The organism is Enterococcus sp. AZ191, from assembly GCF_051713845.1.
In the GTDB taxonomy this organism is placed as follows: Bacteria; Bacillota; Bacilli; order Lactobacillales; family Enterococcaceae; genus Enterococcus_B; species Enterococcus_B durans.
The window spans coordinates 1,630,559-1,647,111 of the sequence record NZ_JBIOQS010000001.1; the positions used below are offsets into that span (position 1 = coordinate 1,630,559).

The following is a 16,553-nucleotide window of genomic DNA, read 5'->3' on the forward strand; positions in this document are numbered from 1 at the left end:
TGATTGAAATGTTAATTGAAGATAAATTGATCCGTCAAGATACATTTACGACAACGGAGAAACGGATTGCTGATTATTTGCAAGCAAATTTTGAAGCTGCCGTCTATATGACTATCGAGGAACTAGCTAAAGCGACCTATACTTCTCATTCAGCCATCATTCGGCTATGTAAAAAATTAGGATTTACCGGTTTTAAAGAATTTCGCTTGGAATTAGGGCGTGAGGTCCATCAATTACTAGCGCAATTTGATCAAACGATCGATGCGAATTTTCCTTTCTCTGATCAAGATGACGGAGCAACGATTGCGAAAAAAATGGCTGAATTATCTATTCAGGCTGTGAAGAAAGCACAGCTACAAATTGAAGATCAGCCATTAGATACAATTGCGGAAAAATTGACACAGGCGAAGCGGATTTTTGTCTTTGCCAAAGGAGATTCCCAGATCACTGCAAGGAAATTCCAAAATAAATTGGTCAAACTAAATAAGTTTTTGATCTTGGCTGAAGAATATAGTGATTCGTCTTGGAATGCTGCGAATCTAACTAAAGAAGATTGTGCTGTTTTTATTAGTTATAGCGGAAGAATCCACCACTATGAGAAAATCATGTCCCACTTGAAACATGTAGGGACACCCACCCTTCTTCTGACAGGAAACGAGCATTCTGAAATGGCAAAAAAAGCGAGCATGTGTCTCGTGATCTCTCAAGGGGAGCTGGATTTTGTAAAAGTCGCTACTTTTTCTTCCCAGATTGCTTTTGATTATGTTTTAAATACGCTATATTCGATCATGTATGCTCAAAATTATACGGCGAATGTTTTAAACTTGAAAGAAAAGCAACAATTGATCCAACATGGGTTATTGAAGGAGTACCGTCAATAAAAAACTAGCTCCCGCTTGTCTTAGAAGTGATAAAAACCACTTGCCAATCAGTAGGAGCTAGTTTTCGCTTTATTTTTGTTGCTCGTTTCTTTGGATCAACTGCGCAATCAGCGAACCTAAAAAATGATAGCCAAGTTGTGATGGATGTAATCCGTCTGATTGTAAATAGATCGTTGGATCAGTGAAAGAACGTTCATACTGATAGAAGTCGATAAACTCGCTAGCGGTTTGCTCCGCTACTTTTTTAGCTAGTTTAGTGTATTCCACTAAGATGACTGGATCTGTCTGAGTTTTAATCTTTTCATCTACATAACTTGGTCCTACTAAGATGATCCGACCGTCTTTAAATTGATCTATGATGTCCAACAGATTTTCTTGAAATACTTTTTTGTTTTTACGATCGTTGATTGCATCATTGATGCCGATGTTCAAAACGACATAATCAGCGGTTAATTCTTGGTCAATCTGTGTCAATCGTTCCAAAGCACTAGTCGTAGAATCACCTCTTTTTCCTAGATTGGTTATAGTAAAATCTGGTAACTCTAACGCACGCAGCGTGTTCAAAAGCTGCTGATCTAAGGCGTGTATGACTTCTCCTTCAAAAAGTCCTGCAGCGATGCTATCACCAAATATAATGATTTTTTTCATTTGTGTCATCCCTTTTCTTTTATACACTTCAATCTTAGCACCCTACATAAAAAAGGAAAACTCTAAAGTGTAAAGTATAAAAAGATTTTATCCTTCGATCAAATTATCTGATCGATAGCTGTTAAGCATGATAGCAGACTCGGAATGTTTCACAATAGAGGATTTCTTTTTCCGTAAAGGTCAGCCCATAGGTATGAAACACCTCTTGAAAATAGTTCAGATGGGCGTAGCGCCATTGCGCAAGACTACGATCGTCTTCACCCTCAAGGTAAGCAAAATCAGCTGGAACATCACAAAAAGCGATTTCGTCTACAGTTATTGTTTGGATGACTGCCTTGGGTTGGCTCTTGCCATCCAGGATGATACTGTATTCTTTTTCCTTGGGAAGTGGTTCATCGTCGTAGTCAAATAACTTTTTGGCAGAACAGGTTCCAGTCTTTTTTCCCTCCAACACTAAGGTGAGTAAACTATCTGCCATCGACGGATTGCTCCCGAAAGCCCATACCTCATATGTGCTGTCTTTAGCTTCAGGATGCATCGTTACAAATTTTTCCCATATTTCGAGTACTTCCATGTTAGTCTCCCATCTATTCCATGGTTTTATTCATAGAATCATTTGATGTAATAGATATAAGGTGCTTTTTTGGTTCTTTGAATGACTACTTTATTATTTTGTCGTTTCAATCGGAACTGTTTGTCTTTAGGATGTCTAATGGATGCGCGGATTTTCCCACCGTTATCAAAAAGAATAGCATATTTCCCACCTGATAGCATTTCATTCACTTGCCCTTCTTCATTTGGTGTCACGTTGATTTTTGAAGGCTTCTTTTTGTTCAAGCTTTGTATCGTAACTGACTGGATTGTTTCGTTTTGCAGTTGGAAAGACAACGGATATTTAGTGTGATGAATCACTTGGTTCCCCCAGACACGATAACCGAGATAAGTGATTAGTCCAAAAATAAGTAAAAGTGTTCCAATCAGTAGTAATAAAAAGAGCTGTTGCTGGTTTTGTACTTTTTTGGTTGCTTTTTCTGCTTGCTCTGGAGAATAAGGGATCCGGTGTCCGCGAACCAATAGTCGATGGCCATTGATCATATAAGGCGTACAAGTCAAGAGTGTAACAAGATCCTTGTCCGGTTCGATCCTCAAATCGTCTGTATCTGTTGGTTCGATGGTCTTGATCTGATCGACTTGATATGCGTGGGTACTTTTATTGATTTCGATCAAGAAGGTATCTCCAAGTACTAATTTCGGTAAGTCAGTGAATAATTTTGCTTGGGGTAATCCTCTATGACTTGAAAGAACTGCGTGGGTGCTTTTCCCTCCTGTTGGATAGGAGGTACCTTCAAGCAATGATGCACCTTTTTCCAGAAGCACTGCACTAGTCTGATCAAAAATAGGTAATCGGACATTGATTTTAGGGATCGTCAAGATTCCCAATGTATGTTTTTGCAAATAGGTATCATCTGCTTTTTCTGGGTGTTCTTTTGTCTTTTCAAAAGGATCAGCTCCCGGGTTATTGCCTTCTTTTGCTAATTGTCGGTTTTTTTCTTCCATTTTCTTTTGGATTTGTGTCATCTTTTCTTTGTTTTCTGAGGCTGCTTGTTTCTGATAATGACTGATTACTTGTTGATCCAAATAATTATTCAACGCATCACTGACAAAAGGATAGGCTAATGCAAGAATACCTCCGAGTAATACTAGAAGCATGAGACAATCCCAGAATCTTCTTTTTTTCTTATTCATACTTCTCTCCTTTCGTTTATAAAAATCTGTAGCATGAAAAATCTCTTTTCTTTTATCAAAAAAATCCGAATAAATAACGGTAATAGAAGTATTCATTTCGTAAATAAGCCAGAAATCTCAAAAATTTGAAAAAACAAATTTCTTGATTTCTGGCTTATTTAGTGGAGTCTAGGACAAATCTAAAAATCAGTTTTGCCACCAGTTGAAGGAAGTATTCCCTTGTGTTTATTAGGCACTTTTTCTGGTGAAACCAGTTCTCCAGTTGTCTGGTAAGATGAGTCGTTTACATCAAATGAGATGCGGTTCGTTAATGGTACGTAATTTTCAGGTGCTTTTATTTCTTCAAGATAATACGTTCCGTATTTCAAACCAGTAACATCGATCAAACCATCTTTTTTCGTAGTGAAAATTGTTGCTTGATCTCTTGCCGTTGTCCAGCTGACTGCTTTTGTTTGAGGGTCAATCACTAAATAGTTTGCAGTATCTGAATCTTGATCTCTTACAACGAATTCTGCATCAGCTAAAGGTTCATCAGCAGAAACATCTCCATCGATTTTAACAAACCGTTTTCCGCCAGTTACGACATCCACTTCTGGTGGTGTTTTATCTTCAGTGTGTCCATTGTCGACATTTGCTTCATTGGTAAATCCTTTTGTTGGATCAGCTTGTTCATTCAAATGCATGAAATAAGTGAATTTCAATGTAGCTCCTGGTGTCAAAGATAGAATATAAGCTTGGTCCACCGCGACGGTAAAGCCGTTTCCTTGTTCTGTTACAGTATAGTGTGATTGATCGATGATCGTGCTGCCATCATATAAGACGTATCCAGTCTTACCAGTTGGTGTGTTGCTAAAGGTCAAAGCAGCATCATGGGTATCGACTAAATTGAATTTTGTATATTTATTTGCTGTTCCTTCTTTATCGGCAATCCCTTGTGGAATATTGACAGAGATTTCATATTGGATATCTTCTCCGATAGCAACATCCTTTCCATCTAGTTGAGGCGTTGTTTTTTCGACGTGTGACGTATCATTTTTTATGGTTTTTTCAACAGGTGTTTGACTTTCTTCGATAATCTCAAATGGCGTTTTTGTTTGATTGTCGATCAACGCTGCGTTATCTGGTGCTTTGACTTCTTCCAAAATGTAAGAACCTACCTCTAGGCTATCTACTGTCAATTTCCCTTTATCTGTTGCCACTTCAGTGAAGTCTGTACTACCGATATCATAGGCGTTTCCAGTCACAAAATGTTTTGCGGCATTCTTATCTGTAGTCCAAGTGTAAAGGCCGTCTTTTACGCCTTCGATATATTTCACTACGGCCCCTTCTGTTTTAGAAATGATGAATTCTGCGCCGTTCAATGCTTCATTTTCAGCTGTACCGATTTTTTTGACAACTAACGTACCGTCACTAGTTACTGTATTTTTAGGATAGACATGCACTGTGTTCAATTCTTCTGTCCCATATTTATAAGAACCGTCTGATTGTTTAATCATTTCATAAACTGGGAAAGCAATCACCATGTTTGTTGCTCGGATGATCCCAGCTTTTGGCTGTTCTTTGATGACGTATACGGCATCTTTTCCGTTTTGTGTTTTTGGTAAAGACAAAGTAAGATTTCCTGTTGCATCAGTTACACCTGTCGCAATTGGATTACCAGGCGTCAATGACTGCACCGCTTGTTTCGCGTCATCTACTGATTCTCCGTTGTTGCGGTGATCGTAAAACTCTGTTGTGACATCATAAACTGAAAATGTCACATCACCCAATCCTTGATAATGATCAAACTCGCTCATTTCTTTCCCTGTGTTTTGGATCAGCGGATCTGGTAGATCGGTCATTTTTTTCTTATGGATGATGACTTGTGCTGAGGTGTCAACAGCATAAACATCTGCTCCGCTAAACCAACTTGCTAGGATCGGAACGATCAACAATAATGCACTTATTACAATTCTCTTTTTCATTTTTTCACTCCTATTTTTCTTTTGATCTGCATGCTTACAACGAATAAAATCATACCAAGCCCTACGACAAACCACAGTGTTCTTCGTTGTTCATTTGTTTTAGGCAAGAATCCTGTTCCCTTTTCTTTTTTATTTATAACTTTTAAAGGGGCTGTTTCTTTTCCAGACTGCTGGTAGCTGTATTTGGTTACCTCGAAAGGAATCGGTGATTTATTTAAGATATACCCAACTGGTGATTGGACCTCTTCTAACTGATAGTTTCCATAAGCAAATCCAACGATCGAAAATTCCCCGTCTGTATCAGAAGTGACCGTAGTAGCTTCCTCACGTTTCGTTGTCCATGTGGTATGTTTACTATTGCGAGACAGATAGTTTCCCTCACTGTTTTTTACGATAAAAGTGGCACCAGCTAAACCTGTTTGATTTTCATTGGCTACTTTGATGAAATGCTTACCGCCTGTGTAGACAACAGCTTTGTCAATGTATGAGGAAGAACCAATGTCTAATTTTCCTTCATTATTGATTGATTCATCTGGAATTGCTTTATCATTCAAACACATCTGGTACGTGAGTTTGAGTGCTTTTCCAACATATTTCTGTAAGAATGTAAGATCAAAATCGACCGTGAATCCATTTGATTCTGTGTGTAAGCGATAGCCTTCTGTCATTTTCTGGCCGTTGATAGAGAGTGCGATTGTTTCAGGTAGAAGTGTCAATGCCGCATCTCCTTGGTCACTGATTTTGAATCTGTTGTAATCGAGAAGATTCACTGGTATAGTCGTATTCAATGAATAATTGATCTTGTCACCTATCGCAAAATCACGTTTTCCTTCTTCAATCTTTTTTTCAAAAGGTGGTGCTGGATAGGTATTTTCTTCATTTTTAGGGTATAAATGAATGGTTGCTAATTCTTGGTTGTCTGCATCATTGATTGGCAGAGCAACAACAAGGTTGGCTGCTTTTTCTTTGACTATTTCTGGTGCTTTCACTTCTTCAAAGAGATAGACACTGTCACGCCCTTGGTTGTCTTTGATTGGTAGTTGGAAATTAGCAATACCATCTTCATTTTCCGCTGTCTGGGTCACTTGTTCTGCTATTCGGTTACCTGCACTAGCACCTTGGATAGCAATTTTTTGTTGCGCGTCTCCCACGCTCATTCCATCTCTTCTCAGTTGATAGAACGTATCAGTCACGTCATAAGCGGCGAAGGTCACATCATTCAATCCTCGATAGTTCTGTAAAAAAGTTTGCTCCTGTCCGGTGTTTAGTTGAGTCTCTGGTAATTTTCCATTTTCAAAAAGTAATTTATGCAGAGTGAATTGAACAGTGCGTGTTTTACTCTGTGCCTGGTTCTCCTTTGGGAAACTAAAGAGACAGAATGGAATCAAACAAAGTACGAACCATTTTAGTTTTTTCATTTCATCACGCCCTTTCCGTGATTTCTCATGAAGAGATAAACACCTGAAATAATAAGAGCAACAAGCCCCACTAGATAGATGCCAAAGCGGCCGGAGCCTCCTGTCTCAGGTAATGGCACTTTCGCTTTGTTCGTGACATCCAAGCTGATTTGATTATTGTCATCACCATCAACCAAGACATCCTCCACTGCGGTACCATCGATCGTGACTGTACCATTTTCCTTGATCACCACTGTCACACTCTGTTTCAGTCCTTGATAGCCTTCTGGTGTGTATGTTTCTGTCAAGGTATACGTACCTGGCTGTAGATTTTCAAATAAGAAGGTGTCTGTTTTCTGCCCCTCTTTTGGCAATTCGCTATCCACACCATTTCCTTGTAAACGGAATTTTGCTCCAGACAAGGCTTTTCCATTGTCTTCTTTTTTGTAAACGGTCAAGTCAAACGGTTTTAAGTGATTTTCATGTGTTAGTGTCCATTGTTCTTTTGTTTCGACATTGCTTCCGTCATAGTGGATCTCTCCATATTCATCGATCGTAAACACATAGTTACCAGGGATCGTATCATAACCATCTGGTCCTTTGGTTTCTACCATTCGATATTCTCCAGGATCACTAACGCTGAATAAGGCCAACCCGGCAGTATCTGTCTCTTTTGTGGCTATTGTCTGGTAGTTTCCTGTGCTTGTTTTTTTCTGTAAATCAAAAGTTGTCTTTGCTAGATTGACTTGTTTTCCTTCTTGGGTCGTATACTTGCGAATGCCTATCGGGATCTTTTTGAACTGGTTCGTGACCGTCAATGTGATCGTATCGTCTTTGATCGACGTGTCTTTATCATCAATGGTTACTTTCCCTTCATCCGATACCTTGATCATCCAAGTCTGTTTTTGTGACAACTCATGCCCCTTAGGGGCTTTTACTTCGGTCAAAGTATAGGTTTCCCCTTTGTCTAACCGTGCATTGTCTGGTAAAGAATAAGTGCCATCATGGTTATCTTTCAGTGTTACATCAAGTGTCCCACCCTTTAATTGGAAAACAGCCCCTTCTAGAGGTTGTTCACCTGAAGAAGATTGTTTGATTATTTTCAAGTTCAATGGTGTAAACTGTTTGATGTTTTTCCAAGTCGTATTGTTCAGCATATCTGAGGTATAACCAGGTACATCAAGTTCTGTGATAGCTTGGTAAGTAAAATCTTTCCCTTGATTGTTATATTTTGGTAAGAAGATGTTTTCTTGATAGCCAGCCCCACTTGTTTCAGAAAGTTGGGTGACATCACTTCGTGTCCATGTATCTCCCGTGTCACTAGCTGGTTTATTCAATTGGACAAAGGCTGTTTGCCAACTGTTTGGATCAACCGTTTGGGTTCGTTTCACTTCATACGTTACATGATCTGGTCGACTACTTTTATCATGGTCGAATTCTTCCCATTGTTTCGTAAAGTTTAGTTTGACGCCAGGTGCTTTCGCTGAAGGAATACCAAATTCTGCTATCTCACTTGAATCAGATAATGGTTGGAACGTTGTGGTGCCATTGATCTGATACCAATAATCCGGCTTGAAGTTTTTACTTTCTGTTTGGATACGCACTTGGTAATGGATTTGGATCTCTTGGTCTTTACCTAAATAGATTTGATTGCTTTTGATCGTCGTGCCATCCATTTGGATCGATGGCGTCACTGTCAGTTGTTTACTTCCTACACTTTTTACGCTTAACGTATTGGGTTGATACACAAATGGTTGAGCAATTGGATCTGTCACTGCACCATTAACGACTGTGCCGGATATTTGGACCGCTTTTTTAGCTAAATAATCAGAAATATCTGATGCATGATCTGCGGATTCATAATAAAGTGTGCCATTTTGGTCACTTGAGACCATTTGTCTCATTTTGGCTTCTACTTGTGCTTTGGAAAGGTTCGCTTGAGTGTCGCTTTGCAACTGGATACCTAAGCCATGGATCTCAATGCCGCGTTGTTTCAGTGCCATTGCTTCACCGATCGTGGCGATGAATGTACTATTGATCGTTTTTCGATTGCCGTTTTGGTCATCGACGTTATAGGTGGGAGAAATTCTAGAGGTGCTCCCAGAACCTTCCTCATTATTTGAAAATTCTGTCCCATAATAGCTACCGTCTGATTCTGTAAATACTTTTTGATTTTTATATGAAAAAGTTGGTACACCATCGGTCAGCAAAACAATGACCTTTTTATGACCGTTCGGAGTAGACAGCATGGTCCCGGCATCTCGCAATGCTTTTTGTGTAAATGTTCCTCCACTAGTACTGGAAGGTGTCACAGATTTCACTTGGTCTTTTACTGAATCAAATGGCCCCATTGGAACAGAACCATTATTGTAGCCATCGCTTGAATAGCCGATATAGCCCATACTGATTTTATCTGTGATGCCGCTATTGCTTAATGTGTCTACGAAACGATTGACGCCATCACGGACTTCACCGATCCGATTGTTGTTATTCATACTGCCTGACCAGTCAACGACTAAGGCGATATCTAAAGGTGATGTTTCTTTTTGGACATTCCCTCGGACGTTCAAGTAAACATCAAAGAGCCCTGGAGTAGTTGTTTCTTCTGCAAATTTACGAACAGCATAATCTGCTTCGTTACCTGTTCCACCATATTCAATGTATGAATTGGTTTTATTTATCGGGTCGCCATCCCATGTTTTCACACCATCCCATTGGTCACTGGCATTTCTGTTTCCTTGATGATTCAAAACATCAGTGTTGCCCGCTGGCTGCCAACTAGCTGTTGGATAAGTGCCTTGATCGTCTGTTGTATAATCTGCGTGGATAGTTTGATTTGCTCTTAGGGGTGTGCCATTTGCGGCCAGAGTTGGCAAACTGAAAGGTTTGACGGCTGGAGAGTGATTCGTTTCCTGTGAATCTGTTGCGGTCGTTTCTGTTGTGGCAGATTCTTTAGAAGAACTAGGTGCGGAATTGGCATCACTAGTTGTTGTCTGCGTTGCCTGTTCTCCTTGTGTTAACGGTGTAATTGGTATTTTTTGGCTATCTACCAAGAGTTCATTTTCTTTATTTGTATATGATTTTTTGTCGATTTTTAAGGATAAATGAATAGACTGACGAATATGCGGCTCTATTTGCAACGTGATTCCTTGACTATCTACATGATACGAATAGCCCTCTTCTTTCGTAGGATCTGTGAGAGATAAATAGTTCGTTGCTAGACCAATTGTTTTTTCTTGTTTTTCCGCCGTCTCATTATTTACATTTATTTCCAAATTTAAATAATGGCTGTTTTCATTTTCAGCTGTGATTTTAGCTGATGCTATATTAAAGACAGTTGATACTTCAGCCATCGCAGCAACAGGAATAAAATAAGAGAAAACTAGTGAAAATAGCACACAAATTATCCCTAACCTCTTTTTTAAAGTAATCATTTTTCCCCTCCTAATTTAATTTTTCATCTATTCCAATGTAAAAACGATGAGATTAAGATAAATAATTGCTCTTATTTTTTATTTATTATAATCTGATAGTTATTATACGAATGGTTCAAAAGATAATCACACCAATTTTCAGACTGGGTAGTTTCATTTGTGGAATTGCTTCCTCTATTCGATGGGAGTTTGATTATATAAAAGGGTTGAGGAAGAAAACTTATGATCAGGTTGTTGGAAGAAAACTATAGAAAAATGGAGCAAATCATCCGAGTGTTGTCCATTTCTGACCAGTGGATGACAAAAAAAGAACTTGCAAAAGAAATTGGAAGCTCTGAGTCAACATTTATTCGATATATCGAAGAGATCAAAATTCGTTGGGGAACGAAAGTGACGATCGAAACATCAAGGAAATTAGGCTATCGAATCGAACATTTTAATGCAGCAATTTACCTAGATGTTTTGATGGATATGGCACAAAGCTCTACGAACAGCCAGTTGCTACATGAGATCATCATGAATCCTGGCCAAACGATCGAATACTATTGCGAGACCCTCTCAATCAGTCGCTCTTCGTTTACGCGCAAGCTAAAACGCTGTAATGAGATCTTAGAGTCTTATTTATTGAAAATCATTGTTGATCAAGGTTTTCAATTAACCAGTCAAAAAAGCGAGATCCAATTGAGAATATTTGTTACCTTTTTCTTTTTGAATTTTTATGGACGTCATGAACTTCCCTATACGATCGATAAAGCGGTGGTCAAAGACATCATGGAAAGAAACCACTGCCAAATAAGCTTATGTGGTCAAGGGAGTACGTATGAGCAATCTTTTTATATTATGTATTTCATGGTGTATCTAATGCGGGAAACACAAGGATTTTACTTGGATGATGTGCCATCTAAGGATTTACGAAACATGCATGAATTGAAGAATAAGGACTATCTACTTTTAAAAAAAGAATTAACTAATCTGAATTATGATGGTTATGAAAAAGTTATAGATTATTTTACTCGTTCTATTTTTCAACAGTTCTCTTTTTCAGAGCAAAAAGATATCAGAGATAAAATACAGAGAAATTTACAAATTTGTGTATTTTCAAAAATGGCCGAGTGGGATTCAGACAATCTGGATTTCATCGTTCACTTATTGACTAACATTTATTTTTGTTCTCGTCTGTTTCCTTTTGACACGACACATCTGACGTATCGTGCCACTTTTTTTGCGGAACAAATACGAGTTAGACACATGCCACTTTATGCACGCTTACGGGCGGAATTACAGTTTTTTTCTACCTTGTTGGATACCGATTTCTTGAATTATTTATCGAGTTATGTTTTTTGGATGTTAGTCATTAATCCAGATGCGAATCAGTCATTAGTCACGAAGCGGATATTGGTTGTTAGTGACTTAGGCATCCAACATAGTCGTTATGTTGAGTCTTACGTTAGCGATGTCTTGGCTGTACATCGCGTGCGCTCGATCACAGATGCGATCACAGATGAACAATTAACGTCATTTGATCTGACAAACTATGATCTAGTCGTGTCGAACCAGCCCATTACCAATACAGAAGTACTAAGTTTATTGATTGATGATAGTATTTCATTCAGTGATGAAGATGATTTGATCAATCTATTTGGTTTATGACATTCTTTCATATTTTTCAATCTTCAGATTATTTACTAACGCAGAACATTAGTAGCAATAAACAAATTATTTTTCACAAAAAGGCGGAAGATTTTGAGAACAATGCAAACTGTTTTCAGAATCTTCCGTCTTACTTTTATTAGATTAAGTTATTTCATTCCTGCTTCTAACCACTTTCTTTTGAAACGGAATTCTTGGATCAGTTGGTCTTTGCTCCACCGATTGGCGATAAAATCAGTTAGCGTATCCATTGTTAGGTCCATCGTGAAGTAAAGAAAACTCAAGGCCTCATCTTTGGAGTCAATTGCAAAGTGATTGGCTGCCAATAAGCTGTACCATTCCTTCAACATGGATGAATCATCTGGGATATCCCTTCTTCGGTGGTTATTTAAATCGGTGCTTTCGGTCAATAATTTGATTGTTCGCCAGTAATTGCTCCCAGGCTTCAATGTTGCACACCACCCAAGATAATTTTCGATCCCAAGAAAAAAATCTTGGCTATCTTTCTCGATATACTGTAGAATATCTCGGTGGATCTGTGCAGAAAAATAGGAGATAGTAAAACGATAGGCATCTTCTAGATCTTCGAAATACTTATAGAATGCCCCTCTAGACATTCCTATCCCTGAAACGATAGCAGATACTTTGACTTGACTGATATGCTGTTCTGAAAAGTTCTTTAGTAAGACGTTGATAATCGCTTGTTGCTTTTCTTCAGCCAAGTTTAGAAAGGTTTCTTTAGGCATCAGCTAACTCCTTTCATTATTTTATGTCTGCCATGTCTTCTTCCACCAAGTAGCCATCTTTCATGCGATACACACGGTCGCTCCATTTGATCATTCGCGCATCATGTGTGACCATAACAGTGGCCTTTTGTTTTTCATGCGCTTCTTTCACCAATAATTTCACCACTTCATATGCATGGTCAGTATCAAGGCTTGCAGTTGGTTCATCTGCTAAGATCAGGCTAGGATCATTGAACAGTGCCCTAGCAATTGCTACACGTTGTCTTTCTCCACCAGATAAGTCTTTTGGATAGCTGTCTTTCAATTCATAGATATCTAGCGATTTCAGCAACTCATCGATCGTTGTTTCTGCTTTCTTATGATGGCTGACCTTATCTACTAGATAAAACTGTTCTTTGACTTTTAAAAAGGGAATCAGATTGGAACTTTGAAGGATGAACCCAATTTCTTTAAAACGGAGATCCGCCCGTTTCTTCTCTGATAGATTCAAAAACGATTGTCCGTTAATCGTGATCTCTCCTGATGTTGGATTCTGCAATCCACCCGAAATCGTCAAGAAGGTACTTTTCCCTGATCCAGAAGGTCCGATGATGCTGACAAATTCTCCTTGCTTCACTGTAAAGTTGATGTCTTTCAAAGCGGTTACTTCCGTGTGTCCTTTACCAAATTTTTTGACAATATTTTTCATCGTTAAAATATCTTTCATTTTCTTATCCTCCTATTGCCGTGATTGGATCAACTTTTGCAATGGTCCGAACGGAAAATACGCCGCCGAGCATAGCAACTACGATCAAAACGCCACTATATAGTAGCCATTGATTCCAGAAGATCGCAAATGGCATCGCACTTGGCAAGATCAAACTAGTAAGATAAGCAAATGCTACTGCTAAGACCACACCGACGACCCCTACAATAAATGATTGAGCGATCAATGATTTTGCAATAAAAGCATTGCGGATACCTTGTGCCTTCATCACACCAAAAATTGCTGTCTTTTGTAAAGTGATCACGTACATAAAGATCCCTACAACTGCCGCAACGACTAAAAATAGGAAATAAACCATTGCGTTAAGTGTCATATTCTGTGCAGAGTACCCAGGTAAACTGTCAATAAATTCTGGGATCGCTAATTTTTGGAGCGTTTTAGACGTAGCATCCTGATTGAGCGTGACCTTTTCTTTTGTCACGATGGCATTAATTGGTGCCTGACTTTCAGAAGCAAATGGCTGATCACCAAATTTCAGGTGGGTCCAAGTGGCTAAATTTGTATAAATTACTGGAGAAACAGTATAGTACATTTCTGGGAAGATCCCAACGATCGTTAATTCCTGATCATAACTGCCAATCTTCAACTTATCTCCAACCTTATACGTATCTCCCGCCAGATTTTGAGAAATAATGATTTCATTTTCTTTGGTAAACATCTGGCCTTTTGTTATTTTGGGAAGTAAAAATGCATCATTTGTCGTTCCGAAAACAGCGACATTTTCTTTGTTTTTCCCTTTCACTGCCCCACTATATAAGCCAATCGGTGCTTTTTCTTTTGCATCGACGTGTTCAAGATCTCCTCTGGTCAATTGTGAAGCGGCAAATACTTGATTGGCATCTTCTGATAAGACGATTTCTTCGGCTCCCCAATCATCGATGGCTTTTTTGAATTCTTCGGCAAGTCCACTCGCCAGTCCTGACAGCATGAAAACGACGTACGCGATCAAAAACATAATGCCGATGATCAGACCATAGCGTAATTTCGCATACCGCATTTCTTTCATTGCTAAAAACATCTTTCTTCCTCCTCTAACCAATTTCTTCCAAGTGACAAATTGTCACTACAGATGAAAGTATATCCCTCGAGTGACATTTTGTCACTTGATATATTCTGAAAAAGGTAAATTTTTTATTTTTTCTCTTTTTTTGAAACCTTTCTTCCACATTTTTTGATTTCCTCCTCTTAGTCAAATAGAGTAAGATCAGAACGAATAGAAGGTATTTTCTCGAATGTTTATAAAAATAACGGGCTTTAAGTTTTTTTTATGGTATCCATGATAAACTTGAGAAGACCAACTATAATGAGGTGAACGAATGATAAAATTATTAATAGTGGAAGATGATCGTGTATTATCTGACAACATCAAAGAAATTCTTTCAAGCATTGGCGATATCACACAAGTATATGATGGTAGTGAGGGACTTTATGAATTAGAAAGTGGCGTTTATGATCTAGCTATTCTTGATTTGATGATGCCTGAAATGGATGGTTATGAAGTATTAGCACTTGCCAGAAAGGCAAAAATACAGACCCCAGTTTTGATTTTGACTGCTAAAGATGGCTTAGACGATAAAATCCAAGGCTTTGAACGCGGCGCAGACGATTATTTGACTAAACCTTTTTACCGTGAAGAGTTGCTCATGCGGACCAAAGCTCTACTAAAACGGTCGTTAGGACTCTTCGACGAAAATACGTTCGAATACAAAGGAATGATTTGTGATCTACACAAGAAAACTGTCACTTTTGCTGAAACGGTTTTGCCAATCCAAGGAAAAGAATTTGAACTACTTGTTTACTTTTTACAAAACCAGCGGATCATTCTTACCAAAGAACAGATCTTTGACCGAATCTGGGGATTTGATTCGGATACGACGATCACTGTCGTCGAGGTTTATATGAGTAATTTACGTAAACATCTGCGTCAGACAGGACTCGACAAAGAAATCAGAACATTACGGAATGTCGGTTATATCATGCAAGGAGAGTGATTTGATGAACGGGAGTATCTCTCGAAAACAGCGTAGGCGCTTTTTTTTAGCCAACGTCACAGCTTTTGCCCTGATTTTCTTTTTAATAGGTTTGATCACGCTCCAAGTCTTGAACCAATCCGCCTATAGAGAAACGGATCTTTCACTGGAAAAAATAGAGCCCGACTCTCGAATGGTCCAGCTTGAAATTGCCCGTTATCAACAAGGCAATCCTTTTTTGAATGTCTCCCCTCCTGGACAGGAAAATTCGTCGCAGCAATTAGGACCTATAGGGGATCGTTTCAACACACAGATCGTTCTCTGGTCTGCTTCTGGTGACATCCTAAATAAAGATGCTATAGGGGGCCGATTCAACCAGCTGGAAGAATTGAAGCTTGACACGAAAAATCTCGGTACGATCCATTCCATCGAACTAAAATCAGAAGGTTCGGAAGCACCGTTATCTTTTCGTTCAGTGACCCAAAAAGCGAGTTCAGATCAAGGAGAAGTATCCTATATCCAAGTGCTCTCCAATACGAATCAGATCAAGAATTCACTCGCTAATTTTCGAACGATCATGATTGCTTGTATGGTGTTTTTTTGGCTGATCTCGATAGCTATCAGTTATTACTTATCAAATTTAAGCATGCGTCCTATCTTGGCATCGTGGCGCCGTCAAAAAGAATTCGTAGAAAATGCTTCCCATGAATTAAGAACACCTTTGACGATCATTCAAAATAGTTTAGAACATCTTTTTACGAAGCCGGATCACACGATCCTAGATGAATCGGAAAGTATTGCACAAGCACTTGCTGAAACACGGCGACTTACAGGACTAACCTCTGATCTATTGACGATTGCACGAAATGACTCAGATGAACGAACGATTGACAAAACGATGATCCAGTCTACAACATTTTTAACCGAACTAGTCAAACCATTTGCAGAAATGGCAAAAATCGATGAAAAAAGTTTCACCTGTGAGTTAGGTAAAAATGCGAACGTGCAAGTGGATGCTAAAAAGATCCATCAGGTACTAGTGATCCTTTTGGACAATGCGCTAAAATATACGCAAGCTGGCGATCAGATCATCCTTACTTCCAGTACGACACACAAAGACTGGACGATCCATGTAATCAATACTGGTCCTTCTATCAGCAATCAAGAGAAACAACGGATCTTTGAACGTTTCTACCGAGAAGATCACTCGCGGTCTAAAGGAACTGGTGGATACGGACTAGGCCTTGCTATTGCTAAACAGATCGTTGAACAACACCAAGGTGAACTGACAGTTGCAGATCATCAACCACGTGGAGTCGATTTTAAAGTTCAGCTTCCCATCAAATAACCC

Annotated in this window: 11 protein-coding genes and 2 pseudogenes; 4 read left to right on the plus strand and 9 right to left on the minus strand. The window is 38.9% G+C overall.

Features of this window, described 5'->3' with window-relative positions; all coding sequences use genetic code 11:
* The first annotated feature begins 8 nt into the window (after positions 1 to 8).
* Positions 9 to 881 (plus strand): MurR/RpiR family transcriptional regulator, encoded by an 873-nt coding sequence (locus IGI47_RS07885; RefSeq protein ID WP_311931477.1) that lies wholly within the window; start codon positions 9 to 11, stop codon positions 879 to 881.
* A 69-nt stretch (positions 882 to 950) separates the two neighbouring features.
* On the opposite strand, the gene IGI47_RS07890 is transcribed toward IGI47_RS07885, so the two are convergent.
* From IGI47_RS07890 to IGI47_RS07915, 6 genes and pseudogenes are all read right to left on the minus strand, one after another.
* On the minus strand, positions 951 to 1,529 hold the full coding sequence (locus tag IGI47_RS07890; RefSeq protein ID WP_438783868.1) for an SGNH/GDSL hydrolase family protein: 579 nt from the start codon (positions 1,527 to 1,529) through the stop codon (positions 951 to 953).
* A 121-nt stretch (positions 1,530 to 1,650) separates the two neighbouring features.
* On the minus strand, positions 1,651 to 2,103 hold the full coding sequence (locus tag IGI47_RS07895; protein ID WP_438783869.1) for an ASCH domain-containing protein: 453 nt from the start codon (positions 2,101 to 2,103) through the stop codon (positions 1,651 to 1,653).
* A gap of 365 nt (positions 2,104 to 2,468) precedes the next feature.
* Positions 2,469 to 3,275 (minus strand): annotated as a pseudogene (locus tag IGI47_RS07900) (class C sortase); the annotation flags it as partial.
* Between the two features lie 191 nt (positions 3,276 to 3,466).
* Positions 3,467 to 5,239, minus strand: a pseudogene (locus tag IGI47_RS07905) (SpaA isopeptide-forming pilin-related protein); the annotation flags it as partial.
* The gene (locus IGI47_RS07910) at positions 5,236 to 6,657 is read right to left on the minus strand and encodes a SpaH/EbpB family LPXTG-anchored major pilin (protein ID WP_438783871.1); all 1,422 of its coding nucleotides are present in this window, start codon (positions 6,655 to 6,657) and stop codon (positions 5,236 to 5,238) included. The gene IGI47_RS07910 and the pseudogene IGI47_RS07905, both read right to left, overlap by 4 nt.
* A complete protein-coding gene (locus tag IGI47_RS07915) occupies positions 6,654 to 10,070 on the minus strand; it encodes a SpaA isopeptide-forming pilin-related protein (protein ID WP_438783872.1) in 3,417 nt (1,138 codons plus the stop codon). Before IGI47_RS07915 ends, IGI47_RS07910 begins: the two co-directional genes overlap by 4 nt.
* Before the next feature lie 222 nt (positions 10,071 to 10,292).
* Between IGI47_RS07915 and IGI47_RS07920 the strand changes: the two genes are divergently transcribed.
* Positions 10,293 to 11,720 carry a helix-turn-helix domain-containing protein gene (locus IGI47_RS07920; RefSeq protein ID WP_438783873.1) on the plus strand — a complete coding sequence of 476 codons (1,428 nt, stop codon included), beginning with the start codon at positions 10,293 to 10,295 and terminating at the stop codon, positions 11,718 to 11,720.
* A 149-nt stretch (positions 11,721 to 11,869) separates the two neighbouring features.
* Here IGI47_RS07920 and IGI47_RS07925 read toward each other — a convergent pair whose 3' ends face one another.
* From IGI47_RS07925 to IGI47_RS07935, 3 genes are read right to left on the minus strand one after another with little or no spacing between them, the layout of a single operon-like run.
* Positions 11,870 to 12,466, minus strand: a complete 597-nt coding sequence (locus IGI47_RS07925; protein WP_438783874.1) for a TetR/AcrR family transcriptional regulator — start codon at positions 12,464 to 12,466, stop codon at positions 11,870 to 11,872.
* A 16-nt stretch (positions 12,467 to 12,482) separates the two neighbouring features.
* Entirely contained in the window at positions 12,483 to 13,172 is a 690-nt protein-coding gene (locus tag IGI47_RS07930) for an ABC transporter ATP-binding protein (RefSeq protein ID WP_311931467.1), read from the minus strand.
* Between the two features lie 4 nt (positions 13,173 to 13,176).
* Entirely contained in the window at positions 13,177 to 14,250 is a 1,074-nt protein-coding gene (locus IGI47_RS07935) for an ABC transporter permease (RefSeq protein ID WP_438783875.1), read from the minus strand.
* A gap of 298 nt (positions 14,251 to 14,548) precedes the next feature.
* Here IGI47_RS07935 and IGI47_RS07940 point away from each other — a divergent pair, with 298 nt between their 5' ends.
* Complete coding sequence (locus tag IGI47_RS07940; protein WP_311931464.1) at positions 14,549 to 15,223, plus strand: response regulator transcription factor; 675 nt, start codon at positions 14,549 to 14,551, stop codon at positions 15,221 to 15,223.
* 4 nt (positions 15,224 to 15,227) lie between these two features.
* The gene (locus IGI47_RS07945; protein WP_311931463.1) at positions 15,228 to 16,550 is read left to right on the plus strand and encodes a sensor histidine kinase; all 1,323 of its coding nucleotides are present in this window, start codon (positions 15,228 to 15,230) and stop codon (positions 16,548 to 16,550) included.
* Positions 16,551 to 16,553: the final 3 nt, after the last annotated feature.